Source organism: Roseibium alexandrii DFL-11, assembly GCF_000158095.2.
GTDB lineage: Bacteria > Pseudomonadota > Alphaproteobacteria > Rhizobiales > Stappiaceae > Roseibium > Roseibium alexandrii.
In genome coordinates this window covers 1175730-1197329 of record NZ_CM011002.1, presented here as the reverse complement: position 1 = coordinate 1197329, position 21600 = coordinate 1175730, and the positions used below count along the sequence as shown (strand labels likewise).

General features: G+C 56.9%; 23 protein-coding genes. 6 read left to right on the top strand and 17 right to left on the bottom strand.

What is annotated here, in order from left to right:
• Positions 1 to 60: 60 nt before the first annotated feature.
• From ntrC to dusB, 3 genes are read right to left on the bottom strand one after another with little or no spacing between them, the layout of a single operon-like run.
• The gene (gene ntrC, locus SADFL11_RS05575; RefSeq protein ID WP_008191129.1) at positions 61 to 1500 is read right to left on the bottom strand and encodes a nitrogen regulation protein NR(I); all 1440 of its coding nucleotides are present in this window, start codon (positions 1498 to 1500) and stop codon (positions 61 to 63) included.
• 13 nt (positions 1501 to 1513) lie between these two features.
• The gene (locus SADFL11_RS05570) at positions 1514 to 2653 is read right to left on the bottom strand and encodes a two-component system sensor histidine kinase NtrB (protein ID WP_040452054.1); all 1140 of its coding nucleotides are present in this window, start codon (positions 2651 to 2653) and stop codon (positions 1514 to 1516) included.
• A complete protein-coding gene (gene dusB, locus SADFL11_RS05565) occupies positions 2650 to 3654 on the bottom strand; it encodes a tRNA dihydrouridine synthase DusB (RefSeq protein WP_040450477.1) in 1005 nt (334 codons plus the stop codon). The genes SADFL11_RS05570 and dusB overlap by 4 nt, the downstream gene beginning before the upstream one ends.
• Positions 3655 to 3822: 168 nt before the next feature.
• Between dusB and SADFL11_RS05560 the strand changes: the two genes are divergently transcribed.
• From SADFL11_RS05560 to SADFL11_RS05540, 5 genes are all read left to right on the top strand, one after another.
• Entirely contained in the window at positions 3823 to 5073 is a 1251-nt protein-coding gene (locus SADFL11_RS05560) for a bifunctional 2-C-methyl-D-erythritol 4-phosphate cytidylyltransferase/2-C-methyl-D-erythritol 2,4-cyclodiphosphate synthase (protein WP_008192047.1), read from the top strand.
• A 7-nt stretch (positions 5074 to 5080) separates the two neighbouring features.
• Positions 5081 to 5590: a CinA family protein gene (locus SADFL11_RS05555; RefSeq protein ID WP_050776114.1), complete on the top strand. Its 510-nt coding sequence runs from the start codon at positions 5081 to 5083 to the stop codon at positions 5588 to 5590.
• Positions 5591 to 5823: 233 nt separating this feature from the next.
• Positions 5824 to 6294, top strand: a complete 471-nt coding sequence (locus SADFL11_RS05550; RefSeq protein WP_040450479.1) for a hypothetical protein — start codon at positions 5824 to 5826, stop codon at positions 6292 to 6294.
• 159 nt (positions 6295 to 6453) lie between these two features.
• Positions 6454 to 6927 carry a hypothetical protein gene (locus SADFL11_RS05545; protein WP_134852917.1) on the top strand — a complete coding sequence of 158 codons (474 nt, stop codon included), beginning with the start codon at positions 6454 to 6456 and terminating at the stop codon, positions 6925 to 6927.
• A 97-nt stretch (positions 6928 to 7024) separates the two neighbouring features.
• Entirely contained in the window at positions 7025 to 7459 is a 435-nt protein-coding gene (locus SADFL11_RS05540) for a hypothetical protein (RefSeq protein ID WP_008197177.1), read from the top strand.
• Positions 7460 to 7485: 26 nt separating this feature from the next.
• Here the strand turns inward: SADFL11_RS05540 and SADFL11_RS05535 are convergent, their stop codons facing one another.
• The 11 genes from SADFL11_RS05535 to SADFL11_RS05485 all read right to left on the bottom strand — a co-directional run bounded on the left by SADFL11_RS05535 (position 7486) and on the right by SADFL11_RS05485 (position 16187).
• Positions 7486 to 7938, bottom strand: a complete 453-nt coding sequence (locus tag SADFL11_RS05535; protein ID WP_008191939.1) for a type II toxin-antitoxin system RatA family toxin — start codon at positions 7936 to 7938, stop codon at positions 7486 to 7488.
• Positions 7939 to 7984: 46 nt separating this feature from the next.
• Positions 7985 to 8959 (bottom strand): lipoyl synthase, encoded by a 975-nt coding sequence (gene lipA, locus SADFL11_RS05530; RefSeq protein ID WP_008195126.1) that lies wholly within the window; start codon positions 8957 to 8959, stop codon positions 7985 to 7987.
• Positions 8960 to 9015: 56 nt separating this feature from the next.
• Positions 9016 to 9450: an acyl-CoA thioesterase gene (locus SADFL11_RS05525; protein ID WP_008189810.1), complete on the bottom strand. Its 435-nt coding sequence runs from the start codon at positions 9448 to 9450 to the stop codon at positions 9016 to 9018.
• Entirely contained in the window at positions 9447 to 9800 is a 354-nt protein-coding gene (locus tag SADFL11_RS05520; protein ID WP_040450482.1) for a gamma-glutamylcyclotransferase family protein, read from the bottom strand. The genes SADFL11_RS05525 and SADFL11_RS05520 overlap by 4 nt, the downstream gene beginning before the upstream one ends.
• 3 nt (positions 9801 to 9803) lie before the next feature.
• The gene (locus tag SADFL11_RS05515) at positions 9804 to 10043 is read right to left on the bottom strand and encodes a GlsB/YeaQ/YmgE family stress response membrane protein (RefSeq protein WP_008197015.1); all 240 of its coding nucleotides are present in this window, start codon (positions 10041 to 10043) and stop codon (positions 9804 to 9806) included.
• Positions 10044 to 10066: 23 nt separating this feature from the next.
• Positions 10067 to 10315: a GlsB/YeaQ/YmgE family stress response membrane protein gene (locus SADFL11_RS05510; protein WP_008196031.1), complete on the bottom strand. Its 249-nt coding sequence runs from the start codon at positions 10313 to 10315 to the stop codon at positions 10067 to 10069.
• An 88-nt stretch (positions 10316 to 10403) separates the two neighbouring features.
• The gene (gene lpdA, locus SADFL11_RS05505; protein ID WP_008195735.1) at positions 10404 to 11852 is read right to left on the bottom strand and encodes a dihydrolipoyl dehydrogenase; all 1449 of its coding nucleotides are present in this window, start codon (positions 11850 to 11852) and stop codon (positions 10404 to 10406) included.
• 73 nt (positions 11853 to 11925) lie between these two features.
• Positions 11926 to 13230, bottom strand: coding sequence for a pyruvate dehydrogenase complex dihydrolipoamide acetyltransferase (locus SADFL11_RS05500; protein WP_407690688.1), 1305 nt, complete (start codon positions 13228 to 13230; stop codon positions 11926 to 11928).
• A 55-nt stretch (positions 13231 to 13285) separates the two neighbouring features.
• Positions 13286 to 14680: a pyruvate dehydrogenase complex E1 component subunit beta gene (locus SADFL11_RS05495; protein ID WP_008195296.1), complete on the bottom strand. Its 1395-nt coding sequence runs from the start codon at positions 14678 to 14680 to the stop codon at positions 13286 to 13288.
• A gap of 14 nt (positions 14681 to 14694) precedes the next feature.
• Complete coding sequence (gene pdhA, locus SADFL11_RS05490) at positions 14695 to 15732, bottom strand: pyruvate dehydrogenase (acetyl-transferring) E1 component subunit alpha (RefSeq protein WP_008193085.1); 1038 nt, start codon at positions 15730 to 15732, stop codon at positions 14695 to 14697.
• A 179-nt stretch (positions 15733 to 15911) separates the two neighbouring features.
• Positions 15912 to 16187 (bottom strand): FtsB family cell division protein, encoded by a 276-nt coding sequence (locus SADFL11_RS05485; protein WP_228198246.1) that lies wholly within the window; start codon positions 16185 to 16187, stop codon positions 15912 to 15914.
• A 185-nt stretch (positions 16188 to 16372) separates the two neighbouring features.
• On the opposite strand from SADFL11_RS05485, the gene SADFL11_RS05480 reads away from it, so the two are divergent.
• Positions 16373 to 17029 (top strand): protein-L-isoaspartate(D-aspartate) O-methyltransferase, encoded by a 657-nt coding sequence (locus tag SADFL11_RS05480; protein ID WP_008191168.1) that lies wholly within the window; start codon positions 16373 to 16375, stop codon positions 17027 to 17029.
• A 26-nt stretch (positions 17030 to 17055) separates the two neighbouring features.
• On the opposite strand, the gene SADFL11_RS05475 is transcribed toward SADFL11_RS05480, so the two are convergent.
• From SADFL11_RS05475 to SADFL11_RS05465, 3 genes are all read right to left on the bottom strand, one after another.
• Positions 17056 to 17586, bottom strand: coding sequence for a DUF2867 domain-containing protein (locus SADFL11_RS05475; protein WP_008195486.1), 531 nt, complete (start codon positions 17584 to 17586; stop codon positions 17056 to 17058).
• 90 nt (positions 17587 to 17676) lie between these two features.
• Entirely contained in the window at positions 17677 to 21162 is a 3486-nt protein-coding gene (gene mfd / locus SADFL11_RS05470; RefSeq protein WP_008193347.1) for a transcription-repair coupling factor, read from the bottom strand.
• 19 nt (positions 21163 to 21181) lie between these two features.
• Positions 21182 to 21499 (bottom strand): FAD assembly factor SdhE, encoded by a 318-nt coding sequence (locus tag SADFL11_RS05465; protein ID WP_008192622.1) that lies wholly within the window; start codon positions 21497 to 21499, stop codon positions 21182 to 21184.
• Between the last annotated feature and the right edge of the window lie 101 nt (positions 21500 to 21600).

Genomic DNA, 21600 nt, shown 5'->3' with positions numbered 1-21600 from the left:
AAGGCAAATTCGTCCACTGACAAATTCAAGTGAAAAGTGGCGCTGAATACTGTTCCAGGGTCACCGTGTGGAGCGCATGACCTGTATATCCAAATCCCGGATTTTCTTCCGCAATGTGTTGCGGTTAACGCCCAAAAGCTCCGCCGCCTTGATCTGATTTCCCCGTGTTGCCGCGAGTGCTGCGCTGATCAGCGGGTACTCCACCTCACGCAAGATGCGGTGGTAGAGACCAGGGGGCGGAAGCGCGTCGCCGAATGTTTCGAAATATCCGGACAAGTACTTTTCAACGGAACCGCCAAGATCAACGGTTTCGGATGTTTCATCTTCAAGCGGATTCGTAGACGGTTGGCTCAGCTCATGATCGAGCATTGCCTCGCCAATCACATCCTGCGGATAGAGCGCAGCCAGCCTGCGCACGAGGTTTTCAAGTTCCCGCACGTTGCCCGGCCAACGGTACCGGCGCATCAGGTTCATCGCACTCTGATCGACCTGTTTGGCGGGAAGGCCCTCTTTTTCGGCTATTGAGAAAAAGTGCCGCACAAGGTCCGGAATGTCTTCGACCCGCTCGCGCAGCGGTGGGAGGCGGATCGGAACAACATTCAGCCGGAAATAAAGATCTTCGCGGAAAAGTCCCTGATTAATCAGGTGCCGCAAGTCCTTGTTGGTCGCCGCAACAATCCGCACGTCAGTCTTGATCGGTGTCCGGCCACCGACAGTGGTGTATTCGCCCTGCTGAAGGACACGGAGAAGCCGGGTCTGCGCCTCCATGGGCATATCGCCGATCTCGTCCAGGAAAAGCGTTCCACCGTCGGCCTGCTCGAACCGGCCGGAGCTTCTGTTCTGTGCGCCCGTGAATGCGCCTTTCTCATGCCCGAACAGCTCGGCCTCGATCAGATCCCGCGGAATGGCCGCCATGTTGATCGCAACAAAGGGGCCGTTGCGCCGTTTGCCGTAATCATGAAGGGCGCGCGCTACCAATTCCTTGCCCGTTCCGGATTCACCGTTGATCATGACCGTCAAATCTGTCTGCATCAGACGGGCCAGAACGCGGTAAATCTCCTGCATGGCCGGCGATCGGCCGACAAGCGGCATTCCCTCGCCGCTTTCCTCAAGGTCGGCCACAGGACGTTTCTTCGGCTCTTCCAGCGCACGCTGGACGATCCCGGTCAGTTCTTTCAGGTCAAACGGCTTGGGCAGATACTCATAGGCCCCCTTTTCCGATGCCTTGATTGCGGTCATGAACGTGTTTTGCGCACTCATGACCAGAACGGGCAGTTCCGGGCGCATCTTCTTGATGCGCGGCAAGACATCAAAGATGTTCTCATCCGGCATAACCACATCAGTGATCACCAGATCGCCGTCGCCGGCAGAAACCCATCGCCAGAGCGTGGACGCATTCGACGTCAAACGCACCGTATATCCAGCCCGCGACAGGGCCTGGTTAAGCACGGTGCGGATGGCGGCATCATCATCGGCAACCAAAATCGTGCCAGTCGGCATGGTCAGTCAGCCCTTATACTGCTCCGGTCCCAGACCCGGAATCGGTGGTTGAATACGCTGGCATCAAAATCCGGAAGACGGTTTTTCCGCGCTGGCTGTCACACTCGATGACACCGCCATGATCGCCAATGATCTTGGCAACGAGCGCGAGACCCAGTCCGGAACCGTTTGTTTTTGTTGTGATAAATGGCTCAAACAGATGCGGCAGCAAATCTTCAGGAACGCCCGGACCATTGTCCTGGACGCAAAACTCCAGCGGCAGGCTGACCTTGTCTTCCGTGCCGGGCACGGACAGACGGACACCGGGCCGGAACGCGGTCGAGACCCGGATTTCGCCATCCGGATCGTCCCCAATCGCCTCGCTGGCGTTCTTGATCAGGTTCAAGAATACCTGGATCAGCTGATCCTTGTTGGCATAAACCGGCGGCAACGACGGGTCATAATTTTCAGTGATCCGGTTGTCCCGGGCAAAGCCGCTGTCGGACAGGCGCTTCACATGATCCAGTACCACATGGATGTTGACGGGGTCGCGCTCGATCGGCCGTTCATCGGAAAACACTTCCATCCGGTCGACCAGTTTCACGATCCGGTCGGTTTCATCCGTGATCAACCGGGTCAAAGCCCGGTCTTCATCGGGAGCAGATTGTTCAAGCAACTGGGCGGCACCGCGAATCCCGGACAACGGGTTCTTGATCTCATGCGCAAGCATGGCGGCCAAGCCTGTGACCGTGCGCGCCGCACCGCGCGACGTCAGTTGGCGGTCGATTTTTTCCGCCATGGTACGCTCTTGAAACATAAGCACCACGGCACCGGGCCGGTTTGCGACCGGCGCTGCATTGATGTCGACAATCTTAGGCGCGCCGATGCGCGGCGACCCGATGTCGACCTTGTACTCGTTGACAGCGGCACCGCGCTCACGAACCTGATCAATCAAGGTCAGCAGCGGACTTCCGAACGGGATGAACTCATTAATTGGATGCCGGCGCAGCACCGAGATGCTGGACCGCATGAAAAACTCCGCCGCCATATTGGCCGATTCAATCACCCCGTCGGGAGCAACAAGCAGGACCGGATGCGGCAGTGCATCGAGGATGGTTGGACCATCGCTGGCCAGGGCTTCGGTGCGTACCTTTGGAGTATCTCGATCCGTCACGCTGCCGTCCGTGTTTTGCAGGAAGAAAACCAATCGGACGCAATCCGGACGACTTCATCCGGCTGGTTCGATGTCATCATTGTCTTTTTGAGTGCGCCCGGCATATCAAGTCCGCCCTGTTCAATGGACGTATCGAGGTACCAGCCGAGATGTTTTCGCGCGATGCGCACGCCTGGCAAAACGCCATAAAGGTCCAGAATTGCCTCGTAATGCTCGATCACCAGATCGCCAAGCGCATTGCCTTGGGGTGCTGACAGGATCTCGCCCGTTTCCAGATAGTGTCCAACGAGGCCCGGCAGCCATGGCCGGCCATATGCACCACGCCCGATCATGACCGCATCCGCACCAGACGCCACCAACATCGCGTCTGCGCTCTCGATACCCGTGCAGTCGCCATTGGCGATCAGCGGTACCGATATTTCAGATTTGACAGCCGAAATAGCGTTCCAGTCCGCAGTGCCCTTATAAAATTGACAACGTGTTCGGCCATGCACCGTGATCAGTTGAACACCGGCAGCTTCCGCCCGCCGCGCAAGCTCAGGCGCATTGATCGTCGTATCGTCCCAACCAAGACGCATCTTGAGTGTCACCGGGACATCAACGGCTTCAACTGTTGCTTCGATCAAGGTCAGGGCATGGTCGAGATCGCGCATCAAGGCTGAGCCGGAATACCCCGAGGTCACCTTTTTCGCCGGACATCCCATATTGATGTCGATGATATCGGCGCCCAGACCTGCGATGACTTTGGCCGCTTCGCCCATCCATCGCGCTTCCCGGCCAGCCAGTTGGACAACATGCAGCCCCCCATCCTGCGCTTCAGCGCGCATCTGGGTTTCCGCATCACCTTTGACGAAGGATTCGCTGGCAACCATTTCGCTAACCACCATGCCAGCACCAAACCGGGCAGCCAGACGGCGGAACGGCAGATCGCTCACGCCAGACATTGGCGCCAGGACTGCGCGATTTTTCAGGGAGTGGGGGCCAATCTTGATAGACTTCATGCCAGGTCGCGACGCGCTTTCACAAATGCTCATTGTCTGTGCATTTCTCATTCTGCCTATATACTAGACATTTCACAGATGGCAACAAGGGATAAATTGCGGTCAGGCCATTGATTTGGTTAAAGACGATCTCGTGACGAGGCAACTGCCCTTTGGAGATCCAACACCATGCCGAAAACCGCCGCTCTTGTTGTCGCCGCCGGACGCGGCAGCCGAATGGCGCGAGACGGCAGCACCACTCCGAAGCAGTACCGGCAAATCGCCGACGCTCCGGTCCTCTCCCATACATTGAAAGCACTCGGGAATCATCCCGCAATCTCAACTATTCTCACCGTGATCCACGCAGAAGACGGCGACGCGTATGCCAACGCCGTCGAGTCTATGCCGCAAGAAGTATCTTCAAAGCTCTTGCCTGCGGTAGTTGGCGGAAAAACACGGCAAATGTCGGTCTTGAACGGTTTGAAGGCTTTGGAAAAAGCCGAAGCGGATTTTGTCCTTATACATGATGCAGCCCGCCCCTTCCTGAGCGCCGACGTATTGGACGGCATTATCGAAGCATTGGAAAATGGCCAAAACGGCGTTCTTCCCGCAGTTCCCGTCGTTGACACTTTAAAACGCCAGCCACAAGGCGCGGATAGGTTGGAAACCGTCGACCGCAGCAATCTTCATGCGGCACAAACGCCGCAGGGTTTCCCCTTCGCCAAGATCCTTTCCGCGCATCAGGCCGCGGCAACTGCTGGTCACGATGACTTCACCGATGACACCAGTCTTGCAGAATGGGCTGGCCTTGTGATCGCACTGAGCAATGGCGATCCGGCGAACTTCAAGATAACTACGCCGGCCGACCTCAGCCGGGCACAAACCCTAGCAAAGACCTGGACCATGACTGCCTCAACTCATCCAAAACCGTCTCTGGCAAACCTACAAGATGTCCGGAACGGCATCGGATATGATGTTCATGCATTTGAGGCCGGATCAGAGGTCTTTCTTGGCGGCGTGGCCATACCTCATACCCAATCATTGAAAGGCCACTCGGATGCGGACGTGGTCCTGCATGCGATTACAGACGCCACACTTGGCGCCATTGGCGACGGCGATATCGGTCGGCATTTTCCGCCCAGTGACCCAAAGTGGAAAGGCGCTGCGTCGGACCAATTTCAGATGGACGCAGTCCGCCGGGTCACAGATCTTGGCGGCCGGATCGCCCATATAGACGTCACCATCGTCTGCGAGGCTCCAAAGATAGGCCCGCATCGCGAAACAATCCGGGCATCCATCGCAGCTATCTGCGACATTCCCGGCTCTCGGGTTTCCGTAAAGGCGACAACATCGGAAAAACTCGGGTTTACTGGCCGGAGAGAAGGTATCGCAGCGCTCGCCAGCGTAACGGTCCGCCTGCCACTGAAAGAAGATGAGTGAGATCCACATGTCAGGCAAACACCCTGCAAACCTCTCTGATTTTGGCACCCTCGCAGCCTCCGTTCTGGACGCCATGAAGGCGCGGAACATGATGGTAGCAACAGCAGAATCTTGCACCGGCGGGCTTATTGCCGGGAGCTTGACCGATATTGCGGGCTCTTCAGCCGTCGTGGACCGCGGGTTTGTGACCTATTCCAACGAAGCCAAGACGGACATGCTCGGTGTACCGGAACAACTGATTGATAAGGTCGGTGCAGTTAGTAAAGACGTTGCCATCGCAATGGCAGAAGGCGCGCTCGCCAAGTCCAAAGCCGACATTGCGGTGTCCGTCACGGGAATTGCCGGACCTGGCGGCGGCAGCGACGAAAAACCGGTCGGAACCGTTCATATTGCTGTTGCGGTGAAGAATAAACCGACGCGGCATTTGCATTGCTGGTTTGCCGACAATGGCAGGACCTCAATCCGGCTAGAAACGGTTCAGACCGCCCTCACCGCTCTGCTCGACGCTCTGGACTAGCTGCTAGGTCATAAGTTTTTTGAGCCTGCAAAGAGAAGCTGCTCAATCGCTGTCGAAAGCACATGACCCAGCGTTCTGCTGGTGTGATTGCGGGCAATTGTGCAATGCAAATAAAACACCTATAAAACCGTCCGCCGCTTGGTAACCGGTGGTTTACACTGGCCAAGAAAGGCGTTTTACGGCCTGGCCCGGCAAATGTAGGTTGCAGTCGTTGCAAACAGAACATCCGTGCCATGACGATTAGAAACGCCCTTCTCGCGGCGATCACATTGTTGGTTCCAGTCAGTGCTCAGGCAAGTGGAATTCCCCAGCCTGGAGACTTCTATTTTATATCCCGGGATCAACAAGGCACGTTCGTTGGAAGCCACAAACTCTACCTCGAGTATTCCAGTGGTTTGAAACAAGTCAGCTACTGCAATCGCGACTACTATGTGCGCAGCCACTCCGTTGCGTGGACACAGTTTGAGACCGAACTCGGCCGGACAGTTCAGATCGAATACAATTTCGGCCGTGGATGGCGCCCAATCTGTGAGCGCCCGCAAGATCAGGTCGCCCTTGCCGATCTTGGCATCGACATGCAGCCGAGAGAATTCCTGCAACAGTCACAAAATGACGACAAGCCTGTCAGTCGCTTGAGCGCGATCAGCGGCATCTTTAACAAGAGCAAGGCTGAAAGCAGGTATAAAAGCTACCACACCCGCTGACATTCAACTTAATCCACCCAAATATGCCGCAGCGTTATTTTCGTTAAAACTTTAGACAATTTCGACCCCCTTCAGAAATTTGTTCTTGAAGGATTTGGGTTATTCAAGACCTTGAGCAGCTTTGCTTTCGCGAAATGAGTTCGCGAATAAGGACCGGATATGATGATCCAGAAGACAGTAATGGCCGCCGCGCTGGCGCTTGCGTGCACCGCAACAACCCAAACCTACGCAGACCAACTCGAGCCGGGTGATACCTACATCATCTCCCGGGACGGTCATCGCATTTTCCGCGGCTCCCATCAAATTTACAACCGCATGGCCGAAGGGCTGGTTGAGGTCACCTATTGCCAACGGTCCTATTGGGTCAGGTATGCAACTGTTGCATGGACCCAGATTGAAGTGGACCGCGGATATGAGCTGCGCGTCGAGTACAATCGCGGCAAAGGCTGGCGGCCGATTTGCGCAAACCCGGAAGAACAAGTTACCCTTGCTGATCTTGGGATCAATGAAGATCCGCGACTGATCATTCAGGAAGACGGCCCGCTGGTGAACCCGATCAGCCGCTTCGCTGCAATTAGCAAGTCATTCGGCTCTGGTGACAAGGCAAAAGGCTCTTATCACGCCACTGAATAGGCTTTAAATCCCTTGGTAAGGCTCACGCAAGACAATTGCAGTAAAAAAGGATCGTGACTTAAAGACTAGGACCGAAAACCGCACAGGACATTTGCCGATGACACGCGCTCAATGCATAGCAATCCTGACGTTTTTGCCAGCAATCACTCTGGCCGGTTCCAGTTTTGCGCAAAGCGACTACTATATCCGATCTCAATATCCGGATGGCACCTTCACCGGCTCCCACGAAATTCTGACACGGCCGAAAGAAGGCTACTACCAGGCGCAGTATTGCGATCGCATGTTCTGGGTCAGCACGACCACCGTCGTTTGGACCGAGGAAGAAGTGGCCGCCGGTCGAACATTGATCCTGGAAGAAAACTTCGGTGAAGAGCGCAATGTGTTGTGCAGCGACAACACGGCTTTCGCCAGCCTTTACGACCTCGGCCTGGACAAGCGGGAAATCGAAGCCCTGCGGGAGCCGGAAGGATCCTTCCAGACACGGGCAAGCCGCATCCATACGATCCGCGACGCATTCAAGCAGTTCAAATAAATCGGCATTAGCGGCCGGACCAAGACCTAGCCGCCGTAGACCTGATCTGCGCGGGTTTCGAAGGCGTTTGAAAATTTCCGAAATGCCTTATCGAACATGGCCCCCATCAACGATCCAAGCGCTCGGCTGCGGAACTCGTAATTGATGTAAAACCCGACCGTGCTCCGACCATCGTCCACATCCTTGAACGTCCACTTGTTCTCAAGATGCTTGAACGGGCCGTCCAGATACTCCACCAAAATGGTCTTGCTCTCCGGTTGAAGTTCCACCCGGCTGGTGAATGTTTCTTTGAACATCTTATAGGCAACGGTCATATCGGCGACCAGCACAGTGCGCCCGTCCGGCAGCTCCTTCCGGCCACGCACTTGAAGGGCCTGGCAAAGCGGAACGAATTTCGGATACTGCTCAACATCCGCCACGAGGCGGAACATGTCGTCTGCCTTGTGATTGACCTTATGCGAAGATGAGAAACTGGGCATGGGTTAGTGTGGTCCTATCGCCTTGCCAAATCCTTTAAGCGGGCCGTCAGTGGCCGAGTTTTGCCTTGCGGGCCGCGCGCAGATCCGCGAAATCTTCGCCCGCATGATGTGATGACCGTGTCAGCGGGCTCGCAGAAACCTTCAGGAATCCCTTTGCGTAAGCGATCCGCTCATACCCCTTGAATTCTTCAGGCGTCACAAAGGACATCACCGGATGGTGCTTCTTCGACGGCTGCAGGTATTGACCGATCGTCAGAAAGTCGACATCCGCGGCGCGCAAGTCGTCCATCAGCTGGAGCACTTCGTTCCGCTCTTCGCCAAGGCCGACCATAATGCCGGATTTGGTGAACATTTCCGGATCCAGTTCCTTCACTTTCTGAAGAAGGCGGATTGAATGAAAATAGCGCGCGCCTGGGCGGACTTTTAAGTATTTGGACGGAACCGTCTCAAGATTATGGTTGAAGACATCCGGCCTCGCTTCAACAACGATTTCAATTGCGCCATCCTTGCGCAGGAAATCCGGAGTAAGCACCTCGACCGTTGTCGATGGAGATGTCTTTCGGATGGCCTGAATGACATCCGCGAAGTGCCGTGCCCCCCCATCATCCAAATCATCCCGGTCGACGGATGTGACCACGACATGCTCCAGGCCCATCGTTGCAACGGCGTCCGCAACACCCTGGGGCTCTTTCGGGTCGATCGGCCCCGGCATGCCGGTGCGCACGTTACAAAAGGCGCATGCGCGGGTGCAAGTGTCGCCCAAAATCATGAAGGACGCGTGTTTCTTGGACCAGCACTCGCCAATGTTCGGGCAGCCAGCCTCTTCGCACACGGTCACCAGGTTGTTTTGCCGAACCGTGTTATGGGTTTCTTTGTAGACAGGCGAAGTCGGCGCCTTGACGCGAATCCACTTGGGCTTGCGCTGGACGGGATTATCCGGGCGATGCGCCTTTTCCGGGTGCCGCGGGCGCGCTTCGGATGGATCTTTCGGGCGATTGAGCGTGTCGACGATCGTAACCATGGGCCTTAAGTGTCGTTCTTTCCGTTAAAGATCAAGCCACAAAACTGTCATGCCTGCTAGCAAGTTGACGCAGGGCTGGTCAGTGTATTGAGACGGTTCTTCGCGCGGTCTGTCAGCAAATGCGACCGGCGCCTTTCATTGTTCATCTGGACGATAACAGTGACTGCCTGTGCAACAGCCTTGCCGTCCTGGAAGATTTTCTGATGCAGTTTGAAGGAAGATCTTCCAACATCCTGCACAACAGTTCCAATCTGCACTTCCCCCGGCCAGTTCACTTCAGCCAGGAAATCCAGCTCCAACCTTGCAATGACGAAGGACGCTCCAGTGTCCGCTAAAGCTTCACCGTAGATAACTTCCGTCCGTCCGGTTTCCAAAAAGGTCGCAAAGACCGCATTGTTCACATGGCCCTGACGGTCGGTATCTGCGTAGCGCAGCTTGTCTGAAGCGGTCATTGGAAAATCAGATATGTGGGCGAAGGCTTCGGTCTTCATTCTTCTGTCTCAGTTGCAATCACGTAGATCGATGCCAGGACTTGCCCTTCAGGTGTCTCAACATCGATCGATACGCGTTGATACCCGGCTCCCTCAAAGGCGTCCAGCCGGTCCCAATGGTTGATAAGGTCAATTGAAACCAATACATGCACTTCGATGCTGTCGCCGTTCGGGTCGGCAACAAGCCCTGGATACCCAAGGCCAGCGCCCCACCCGGCCTCAATCAAGCGCCCGCGGATCATCCCTGTGGTCCAGCTTCCTTGAACATTTTCAACGTGATGATGGTTCACCCGCCCCGGCGCGAGCGTTCCATATGTGGCAAGGCGATGTTCTGCTGCGAACCGCACCATTATTTATTTGAAAACCTTTTTCCAGACGAACAGAAAAAGGATCGCGCCAATGACGGCGATGATCAATCGATCGAGCACCCCACCGGTGACATTCAGATTTAGGATGGATGCAAATTCACCGCCGATCAGCGCGCCGACCAGGCCAACAATGAGGCTGCCTAGAAAACCGCCCCGGCTGTTCAGCACCCTATGGGCGACACCGCCCGCAATCAGGCCAATAATGATTGTGATAATCAGCCCCATTGCGGGCACTCCTTTGAGAAAATTCAGGCGATCAATCGCGCCAGCAGCACAATAACAACAGCGCCGATGGCCGCGACCACGATCTCGTTCACATACGCATTGCCAAGATCAATGTTGATGCCGACGGCCTTGAACAAAAAACCACCAACAAACGCGCCAATCAAACCGGTGATCAAATACCGGATCAATCCTCCGCCGCCAACGACGACACTGGCCAGCCAACCGGCGATAATCCCGATCGCGGCCCAAATCAAAATTGCTTTAACATCCATATCAAACGGCTCCTTATGTGCCTGAACCCAGATAGCGCCACGTTAAACATTTCGCTGCCTGGGTCCAGATATGAATGTGCAATTTCGATCAGGCGTTCAGGACGCGGCCATACGCATCGAGCACACTTTCCTTCATCATTTCCGACAAAGTCGGATGCGGGAAAATGGTGTGCATCAGGTCTTCTTCGGTCGTTTCCAGGTTCATTGCGACCACAAAGCCCTGAATGAGTTCGGTCACTTCCGCGCCGACCATATGCGCGCCAAGCAGCTCACCAGACTTCTTGTCAAAGATCACCTTAATCATGCCGGCGTCTTCACCAAGAGCGATGGCCTTACCGTTGGCATTGAACTGGTACCGGCCAACCCGGATGTCACGGCCTTCAGCCTTTGCCTTGGCTTCATTCAAGCCAACGGACGCAACTTGAGGTGTGCAGTAGGTACACCCCGGGATCTTGCCCTTGTCCATCGGATGGACATTTGGAAGACCAGCGATCTTTTCAATGCAAACCACACCTTCGTGCTCTGCCTTGTGTGCAAGCATCGGCGGACCGGCGACGTCGCCAATAGCGTAAAGGCCCGGAACATTGGTCTTGCCGTATCCGTCGATGACGATACATCCGCGATCGGTTTTGACACCAAGCGTTTCAAGACCGAGGTTCTCAATGTTGCCCTGAACACCGACTGCGGAAATCAGGCGGTCTGCCGTGATTTGCTGAACCTTGCCGTCCTTGGTTTCCACATGCGCCGTGATGCTGTCGGCCGCTTTGTCGACCTTGGACACTTTCGCTTCGGTGATGATCTTCATGCCGCGCTTTTCGAGCATCTTTCGGGCAAACTTCGAAATCTCATCGTCCTCAACCGGCATGACATTTGGCATCAACTCGACAACGGTCACATCCACGCCCATGGAAAGGTAGAAAGACGCGAATTCGATCCCGATGGCGCCAGACCCCATAACGACCATGGACTTCGGCATTTTTTCAGGCTTCATCGCCTCGAAGTAAGTCCAGATCAGCTTGCCATCCGGCTCAATGCCCGGCAAAGCGCGCGGACGGGCACCGGTCGCAACGATGATGTGCTTGGCGGTGTAAGTCCCCTCACCCTTCGTGCCCTTTGGCGCCGGGTGCTGCGGCTCGACCGCTGGCTTGGACGGCTTGCCTACAACGATCTCACCCGGTTTGGTGAGTTTCGCCTCGCCCCAGATGACATCGATCTTGTTCTTCTTCATCAAGAAACCGACGCCGCCGTTCAGCCGCGCAGAAACTCCGCGGGAACGGGCGACCACGTCTTTGACGTCCGCCGTCATCTTGCCTTCCAGCTTCAGGCCGAAGCTCTTGGCATGGTTGGCATGGTCCATCATTTCCGCAGAGCGCAACAGCGCCTTGGTCGGAATACAGCCCCAGTTGAGGCAGATGCCGCCGAGGTGTTCGCGCTCGACGATCGCAGTTTTCAGCCCGAGCTGCGCGGCCCGGATCGCGGTCACATAACCACCCGGCCCGGAGCCGATGATGATCACGTCATAATTGGTATCAGCCATGGTGTTTTCCCCGGCGAAAAGTAGAAACCTTGAAAAAAGCGCGGCAGATACGCCGCGCTTTTGAGAGCCAGTCTTAGACGAGCATGCTCATCGGGTTTTCAATGTAGCCCTTGAAGGCCGCCAGCAGCTCGGCACCGAGCGCCCCGTCCACACACCGGTGATCGGTGGAGAGCGTGACGGACATGACGGTTGCGATGGCCAATGCGCCGTCCTTGACGACCGGGCGCTGTTCACCCGCACCGACTGCCAGGATGGTGGCGTGCGGCGGATTGACGACAGCCGAGAAGTCCTTGACGCCCATCATGCCCATGTTGGACACGGCCGTCGTGCCGCCCTGGTATTCCTGAGGCTGCAACTTCTTGGACTTCGCCCGGGCGCCCATGTCCTTCATCTCGTTGGAGATGACCGACAGTGGCTTTTCCTCCGCCCGGCGGATGATCGGCGTGATCAAACCGCCCGGGATCGACACGGCAACACCTACGTCAGCATGCTTGTGCTTGACCATGTTGTCATCGGTCCAGGACACGTTTGCGTCCGGCACGTCTCTCAGCGCCAAGGCGAGCGCTTTGATGGTCATGTCGTTGACCGACAGCTTGTAGGCAGGCTTGCCTTCCTTATCGGTGCTAGCTGCCCCATTCAGCTGGGACCGCAAGGCCAGAAGCGCATCCAGTTCACAGTCCACCGACACGTAGAAGTGCGGGATGGTCTGTTTGGATTCGGTCAGGCGCTTGGCAATGGTCTTGCGCATGCCGTCGTGCGGAACGAGTTCGTAGGAGCCTTCTTCGAAGAGCTTCAGAACCTGATCCGAGGACGGACCTGCAGCCGGCGTAGCGGCGGCCGCCTTCGGAGCCTCTGCGGCTGCTGGCGCTGCTGCGGCCTTGCTGGTACCAGCTGCAACAGCTGCCTCAATGTCCTTCTTGACGATCCGGCCATGCGGGCCGGAACCCGACAGAGCCTTCAGATCAAGTCCATTGATCTGCGCCAAACGGCGCGCCAGCGGCGATGCAAAAATGCGTCCGCCGTCAGCGGCCTTTGGAGCCGGGATCGGATCCGTTGCCGCCTCAGCGCCAACCGGGATGACTTCCTTCGCACCGGCATCTGCGGCAGGGGCCGGAGATTGTGCTGGCGCTGCCGGGGCTGCGGCCCCGGATGTGTCGATCGCGCTTGCATCTTCGCCATCTTCCAGAAGAACGGCGATCAGGTCATTGACCTTCACGCCTTCCGTTCCGGCTTCAACGACGATCTTGCCGACCGTTCCTTCGTCCACGGCTTCCACTTCCATGGTTGCCTTGTCGGTTTCAATTTCAGCGATGACATCGCCGGCTGAAACCGTGTCGCCTTCCTTGACCAGCCATTTGGCCAGGTTGCCCTCTTCCATTGTCGGAGAGAGAGCCGGCATGGTGATGTTAATTGGCATGTCCGGTTCCCCGCCTTTAGCTGGTGTAGGTTACGGCTTTGACTGCGTCGATGACTTCGCCAACGTTTGGCAGCGCCAGCTTTTCCAGATTTGCGGCATACGGCATCGGAACATCCTTGCCGGTGACCCGCAGGATCGGCGCATCGAGATAATCGAAGGCTTTTTCCTGAACCTGGAAGGCGATCTCCGACGATACGGAACACATCGGGAAGGCTTCCTCGACGGTCACAACCCGTCCGGTCTTGCGGACCGAGGCGAGAACCGTGTCAATGTCGAGCGGGCGGATCGTGCGGAGGTTGACCACCTCAGCCGAAATGCCCATTCCAGCCAATTCTTCAGCGGCCTTCATGGTGTAGGTCATACCGATGCCCCAGGACACCAGAGTAACGTCCGTGCCGCCGCGCTCGATCTTCGCCTTGCCGATCGGCAGGACGAAATCATCCATGTCCGGAATTTCGAACGAATGACCGTAGAGGATCTCGTTTTCCAGGAAGATCACCGGGTTCGGATCGCGGATCGCTGCCTTGAGCAAGCCCTTGGCGTCCGCTGCCGAATATGGCTGAATCACCTTCAGACCCGGAACATGCGCATACCATGCGGCGTAGTCCTGGGAGTGCTGCGCGCCAACGCGGGCGGCTGCCCCATTCGGGCCGCGGAACACCATCGGTGCACCCATCTGTCCACCGGACATGTAGAGCGTCTTGGCGGCAGAGTTGATGATCTGGTCAATCGCCTGCATGGCGAAGTTGAAGGTCATGAACTCAACAATCGGCTTAAGGCCCGCCATCGCCGCACCCACACCCAAACCGGCAAAGCCGTGCTCGGTGATTGGCGTATCGATGACGCGTTTTTCGCCGAACTCGTCCAGGAGGCCTTGCGTAATCTTGTAGGCGCCCTGGTATTCGGCCACTTCCTCACCCATGACGAACACGTCGCCGTCGCGGCGCATTTCTTCCGCCATCGCATCGCGCAAAGCTTCGCGGACAGTCGACGACTTCATGGACGTGCCTGCCGGGATTTCCGGATCTTCGGCAGTCTCCGGCGCCGGTGCCTGTGGAGTTGGCGCGGATGCAACGGCCGGTGCCGGCGCAGCTGGTGCAGCGGCGGCCGCAGGAGCAGCGTCCGCAGCTGGCGCAGACGCAGCAGCATCAGCGGCACTTGCATCCTCACCCTCGCCCAGCAGGATCGCGATCTTTTCGTTCACCTTGACGTTGTCGGTGCCCTCGGCAACCAGGATCTTGCCAAGTGTGCCTTCATCAACGGCTTCCACTTCCATGGTTGCCTTGTCAGTCTCGATTTCGGCGATCACATCGCCTGCGGAAACCGTATCGCCCTCGGCTTTCAGCCACTTGGCGAGTTTCCCCTCTTCCATTGTCGGCGAAAGCGCCGGCATCAAAATGTCAATCGGCATAATGTCCCCCGGCCTTAAAGCAAAATGTCGGTATAGAGTTCAGACGCGTCCGGCTCCGGATCGGTCTGTGCAAATTCAGCAGCTTCCGCGACACGTGCGCGAATATCCTTGTCGAGCCCTTTGAGATCGTCTTCGGTTGCCCATTTGTTGTCGAGCAAACGCTTGCGGACCTGTTCGATCGGATCGTGCTCGGTCCGCATCTTTTGAACTTCATCTTTGGACCGGTATTTCGCCGGATCAGACATGGAATGTCCGCGGTAACGGTATGTCACCATTTCTAGGATGTACGGGCCTTTGCCGTCGCGGCACCATTCCAGCGCCTTTTTGGAGGCTGCCATAACAGCGCGTACATCCATGCCGTCGACTTTTTCGCCCGGAATGTTGAACGATGCGCCGCGCTGCGACAGGTCTGTCATGGACGATGAACGCTCAACGCTGGTGCCCATGCCGTATTTGTTGTTCTCGATCACATAGATGACCGGCAGCTTCCAGAGCTCGGCCATGTTGAAGCTCTCGTAAACCTGACCCTGGTTCGAGGCGCCGTCACCGAAGAAGGTCATGCAGACGTTACCGTTCTCGCGGTATTTGTTTGCAAAGCCAAGGCCGGTTCCAAGCGACACCTGCGCGCCGACGATGCCGTGACCGCCGTAGAAGTGTTTTTCCTTGGAGAACATGTGCATGGAGCCGCCCTTGCCTTTCGACAAGCCGCCGCGGCGTCCGGTGAGCTCGGCCATAACGCCTTTCGGGTCGAGGTCCATCGCCAGCATGTGACCGTGATCCCGGTATGCCGTGATCATCTGATCGCCATCGATCTTTGCCATCTGCATGCCGACAACCACGGCTTCCTGGCCGATGTAAAGGTGACAGAAACCACCGATGAGGCCCATGCCGTAAAGCTGACCGGCCTTTTCTTCAAAGCGGCGGATCAGAAGCATTTCGCGGTAGGCGTGAAATTCCTCTTCCTTGGTGAACTCGGCGATCGCAGGTTCGGCCTTTTTGGCGGAACTGCGGGTCCGGCTGGTGCCGGCGCTGGTCTTCTTCGCTGCTGCCATTTCCCTCAACTCGGTGTGACGTTTCCCCTAAGACAGGTCAGAGAAACGTATCCCGGATGAAAGGGCAATCCAACATGGCAATCTCGCAGTGCGATTGGCGGCTATTCATATGATATAATTGAACTAATTTTTGCATAACCAAATATCGGTTAAGTCGCAGAATTCAACTCAAATCCAGTTTATTGGGCCACGGTCTGCGGTTTCAGCACGACGAGCTCATCCGGGTGCACCAGATTAAGATAGAGCCGGGCCCGTTCGTCCAGCATATCGGGATCCAGACTTTCCGGACGCAACAAACTGACCCGGGCCGCAAGCTCCCGGCGTTCGGCGACAAGAAGCTGCAGTTCGCCCTCGAGTTCGGCAACTTGACGTTCGATCATGGCGCGGCCGACGACGCCCAATTCACCATTCATGGCATGAAAGCCGAAATACCCGAGCGCTGCAATAGCAAGCACGGGGGTTATGAGACGGCGCAGAAAGGATTGTTTTCGCTGACGTGTGGCTGCTCGGGGCACTCTTGGGACCTTGAACGCTAAAACTGGTGGCCTCTTTGTCAGCTTACTATGGCGATTCAGGCTTAATAGAGTCTTGATGCAGTACTTAAACTTGCAACCATCCCCGGTTCCTGAAAAATGCAATCATGAAAGATGATCACGAAGAGCGCTTGCATATGGTGGATCGGCAGATCCGGGCGCGTGGCATTTCCGATGCCGCAGTCCTTGCAGCTATGTCAAAGGTGCCACGTCATCTGTTTGTGCTGAGCGAAAGCCGTCATCACGCCTATGAGGACCGCCCGATACCGATCGGATGCGGACAGACGATTTCTCTGCCCTATATCGTCGCCCTGATGTGTGAGGCCTTGAAAATCGAAACAGGGTCACGCGTTCTCGATATCGGGACGGGCTCGGGATACGCAGCCGCCGTCATGGCAGAGATGGGCGCTAAGGTCATTGGAATTGAGCGCAAGTCAGAGCTTGCGGACCGTGCAAAAGCCAATCTTGTCCGCGCGGGCTATCCGACAGTCAGAGTCCATTGCGGCGACGGCACCCTTGGATATCCGCAAGAAGCCCCATTCGACGCCATCATGGTCGCAGCCGGTAGCCCGGCCCTGCCGGGCCCATTGAAAGACCAGCTTGCGATTGGAGGCCGTTTGGTGATCCCTGCAGGTCCCACCCGCCACCAACAACAGTTGTTGCGCGTCACCCGGCTTTCCGAGACCGAGTACTCCAGCGAACCTCTGTGCGACGTCACTTTCGTGCCGCTGATCGGCGAAGAAGGCTGGGAAGACGCCTCGTAGAGCATTAGGCGATAGGTCGCCTGCGGTCAGTTCATCATCGGACGCTTCAACGCGTTATCAATGCTCTGTTTCACTAGCATTTTGTGCGCCGGCAGGATTGCTGCGAGATAGGCGTAACCAAAGAAATTGTGACGCTTGCAGCACGTTGAAACGAAAACCTTCGGTTCAGGCGTCAACTGCCTGAAGACCGAGAGGCGGAAGTCCTGATGCCAGTCATCTTCGCCGAGCATAATTTCATTCTCTCGGACCTCATAGACCTTGAAGAACGCGATCCGATCTCCAGGACCAACCTCAGATAACGGCTTCGGCGGAGCTTCGTTCGCCAAATCGTCTGTGGTCTTGAGGTTCACAGTTCTGGCGAGGCGGTCACGAAGCTTTAGCAGACCCTGCGCCCAGGGCATGTCGATGGTGGTCATGTGCTTGGCAAGAACGCGCATATCGCACTCGATGAGATCCGGCCGTCCGGTCAAATCCCCGCTGTAGACGTCCATGTAGTCTTTTGAAGCGTGATAGGCGTTAAGCTGACTGTCCAAAGGAAGACTGACGGCGGCACTCATCTGACGAACTCCTCAGAAGTTATTGAGACCGCTACTTTATCAGCTCTCTATCAAAACGCTGCGGACATAGTGCCGCAATGTCCACTGCCTTCAAGCCGCCGCCAGACGGGCCAGCTTGGTCAGGATCGTCGCCGCGCCCTTCAAACGCTTGTCGGTGTTTTCCCAGTCGCGGGTCAGAACCACTTTCTGATCCGGCCGGATCTTGGCGAGCACACCCTGCTCGGCAATGTAGGACACAAGGCCAGCGGGGTTCGCAAACTCGCTGTTGCGGAAAGACACAACGACACCCTTCGGACCGGCATCGACCTTTTCGACATTTGCCTTGCGGCACAGTCCCTTGATGTAGACGATCTTCAAAAGATGCTGGACCTCTTCCGGCATCGGGCCGAAGCGGTCGATCAGTTCGGCGCCAAAGGCGTCAATCTCCTGCGCTTCCGTGACATCACCGAGACGCCGGTAAAGCTGCAGACGCAGCTGCAAATCGCCGACATAATCTTCCGGTATCAAGACGGGCGTGCCGATGTTGATTTGCGGCGACCATTTTTCCTCGCCGAAATCAGCGCCGCCGTCCTTCAGCTTGGCAACCGCTTCTTCCAGCATTTGCTGGTAGAGCTCGAACCCGACCTCCTTGATGTGCCCGGACTGCTCGTCGCCCAGAAGATTGCCGGCACCGCGGATGTCCAGATCATGACTTGCCAACTGGAACCCGGCACCCAGCGTTTCCAGGGATTGCAGGACTTTCAAGCGCCGTTCGGCAGTGGGCGTGAGCGTCTTGTTGGCCGGAACCGTAAAGAGCGCATAGGCGCGTGTTTTCGACCGGCCAACGCGTCCGCGCAGCTGATAAAGCTGGGAAAGCCCGAACATATCGGCACGGTGTACGATCAACGTGTTTGCGGTCGGAATATCAAGACCGGATTCCACAATCGTGGTCGACAAGAGAACGTTATATTTGCCCTCATAGAAGGCGTTCATGACGTCTTCGAGCTCGCCCGGCGGCATCTGACCATGCGCAACGGCGACTTTCAGTTCCGGGACAGCCTCTTCCAGGAAGTCCCTACGTTCGGCAATGTCTGACAGGCGCGGACAAACGTAAAAGCTCTGGCCGCCGCGATAGTGTTCGCGCAGCAAGGCTTCGCGGACCACCAGCGGGTCGAACGGAGACACGAAAGTCCGCACCGCCAGCCGGTCAACGGGCGGCGTTGCGATCAGTGACAATTCCCGCACCCCCGTCAAAGCCAGTTGAAGCGTTCTCGGGATCGGCGTTGCGGACAGTGTCAGAACATGAATATCCGATTTCAGTTCTTTCAGCCGCTCCTTGTGCTTCACCCCGAAATGCTGTTCCTCATCGATGATCAGCAGTCCAAGATCGCGGAACTGGATGGATTTGCCCAAAAGTGCATGGGTGCCGACAACAATGTCGACCGAACCGTCGGCAATGCCCTTCTTGGTCTGGGTCAACTGGCGCGTCGGCACCAGCCGGGAGGCGTGTGCGACATTTATTGGGAGCCCGTGAAAGCGCTCCGAGAACGTCTTGAAGTGCTGCCGGGCAAGCAGTGTCGTCGGGACGACAACGGCGACCTGGCGGCCGGACATGGCAGCAAGGAACGCGGCGCGCAGCGCCACCTCAGTTTTGCCAAAGCCAACATCGCCGCACACCAGCCGGTCCATCGGCCGCCCGGAGGAAAGATCCTCGAAGACAGAATCAATGGCGTTCAGCTGATCATCCGTTTCCTCGTAAGGAAATTTGGTGGCGAACTCGTCGTAGACCCCTTCCGGTGTTTCCACTACAGGTGCGGTCTTGAGCGCCCGCTCCGCCGCTGTTTTGATCAACCCGTCGGCGATCTCCAGGATGCGTTTCTTGAGCTTGGCCTTGCGGGCCTGCCAGGCACCACCGCCGAGCTTGTCGAGCTGCGCTTCCTGGTCTTCTGATCCGTAGCGGGACAGAAGTTCAATGTTTTCAACCGGCAGATAGAGCTTGTCGCCGCCGGCATATTGCAGTTCCAGGCAGTCGTGCGGGGCGCCAATGGCCTCAACGGTCTTCAGGCCGATGAAACGCCCGATGCCGTGCTCCACATGAACCACCAGATCGCTTTCCGACAATCCGGTCGCCTCGGTGATGACATTCGCGCCCTTGGACTTGCGGCGGGATTTGCGCACAAGCCTGTCGCCCAGAATGTCCTGTTCACCAATAAACGCGATATCGGAGAGTTCAAATCCATGTTCGATGCCCAGAACACACAGTGCTGAAGTCTTGGCTGGAAGCTTTTCCGTTTCCTCCAGCGTCTCCACATTATGAATCGCGCCAAGACCATGATCGCCAAGGATCTGACCGAGACGGTCCCGGGACCCGTCCGACCAGCAGGCGATGACGGTGCGCTTGCCGCTTTTTTGAAGCTCGCGGACATGGGTCGTGAGAGCATCAAAAATATTGACATCACCGGCAGTCCGTTCGGCGGCAAAACTGCGCCCCTGGCGGCCACCAAGTTCGATGACGGTCTTGCCGCTGCCTGGCGGCGGTGTGAAGGGATCAAGCGTCGCCGTCGCCCGGTCGGCAAGCGCCGCAGTCCATTCATCCTGTGTGAAGTACAATTTTTCTGGTGGCACAGGCATGTAAGGCACAGTACCGGCACCCGATCCCATCTCGCGGGCTTCTTCACGGGCCTTGTAGTGTTCGGCAACCTGGTCCAGCCGCTCACGCACCGCATCCGCGCTGCGGGCGTCCAGCACGACCGGTGTGTCGCCAATGAAATCAAACAGCGTTTCCAGCTTGTCATGAAACAACGGCAACCAGTGTTCCATGCCGGCATAACGGCGGCCGTCACTGATCGACTGGTAAAGCACATCGTCCCGGCTGGCAGCGCCAAAGCTCGCAAGATAGGAACGGCGGAACCGAGAGATGCTCTCCTCAGAAAGCACCACCTCACTCATCGGGACGAGATCGAGGCGTTTCAGCTGTTTCGAGGTCCGCTGGGTTTCCGGGTTGAACGAGCGGATCGATTCCAGCGTGTCACCAAAGAAATCAAGGCGCACCGGCTCTTCTTCTCCGGGAGCGAACAGATCGACAATACCGCCGCGCACTGCGTATTCGCCGGTTTCGCGCACGGTTGGCGTGCGGGAAAATCCGTTCATCTCCAGCCATTTGGAGATCGCGGCCATATCGACCTGATTGCCGGGTGCCATGGACAAGGTCTGCTCGGCCATGAACGCCCGTTCCGGAATCCGCTGAACGGCCGCGTTCAGTGTGGTGACCAGAAGGACTTTGCGCCCCTTTGCGATACCGCGCGCGAGCTGACCAAGGGCCAGAAGACGCCGGGCACTGATCGCCGGATTTGGCGAGACCCGGTCATAAGGCAAACAGTCCCATGCCGGCAGCTGAATGATCTCGGCACCTGGATCAAAGTACCCGAGAGCCTCGCTGATCATGGCCATGCGCGTCGCGTCTCGGGCAACAAAAACCAACGCCAACCCTTGGGCCGGTATTTCTGTCAGCAAGCGCGCAAGCGCATAGCTTTCCGCACCATCGGGCACGCCAGCCAATGTCACATTGGCCTGGTCCTTCAACAGGCTGTCGAACACGAAAACCGTCCTTTTATTCTTATTTTACAAAGCCGGCCGGTCCAGCGGCTTCATGATAGGCAATGATCCGGCGGTAAAGCGGGCCGTCCCATTCTGCAGGCAACGACTTGCGGCCCGTCATCCAGGCATAAAGATCCTGATCGTGCGCGGTCAGAAGATGTTCCAGCTCACGCAGCTCGTCTTCATTGAGTTCATCAATTTTGGCGTTCGCAAACCCGCCAAGCAGCAGATCCATTTCCTTCATGCCCCGGTGCCAGCAACGAAACAGGATCTTCTTGCGCCGCGCATCCCGGCTACCGGTTACATTGTCATTGGTCGCACTCGGATGATCGGACATGGAAAACCTTCGGATCTGGAGCCAGAAGAAAAGACAGACGCGTGGCCTATCACCTTACCGGATCGAATGAAAACTGGCGACTATATAGCGCCCAACTTGCT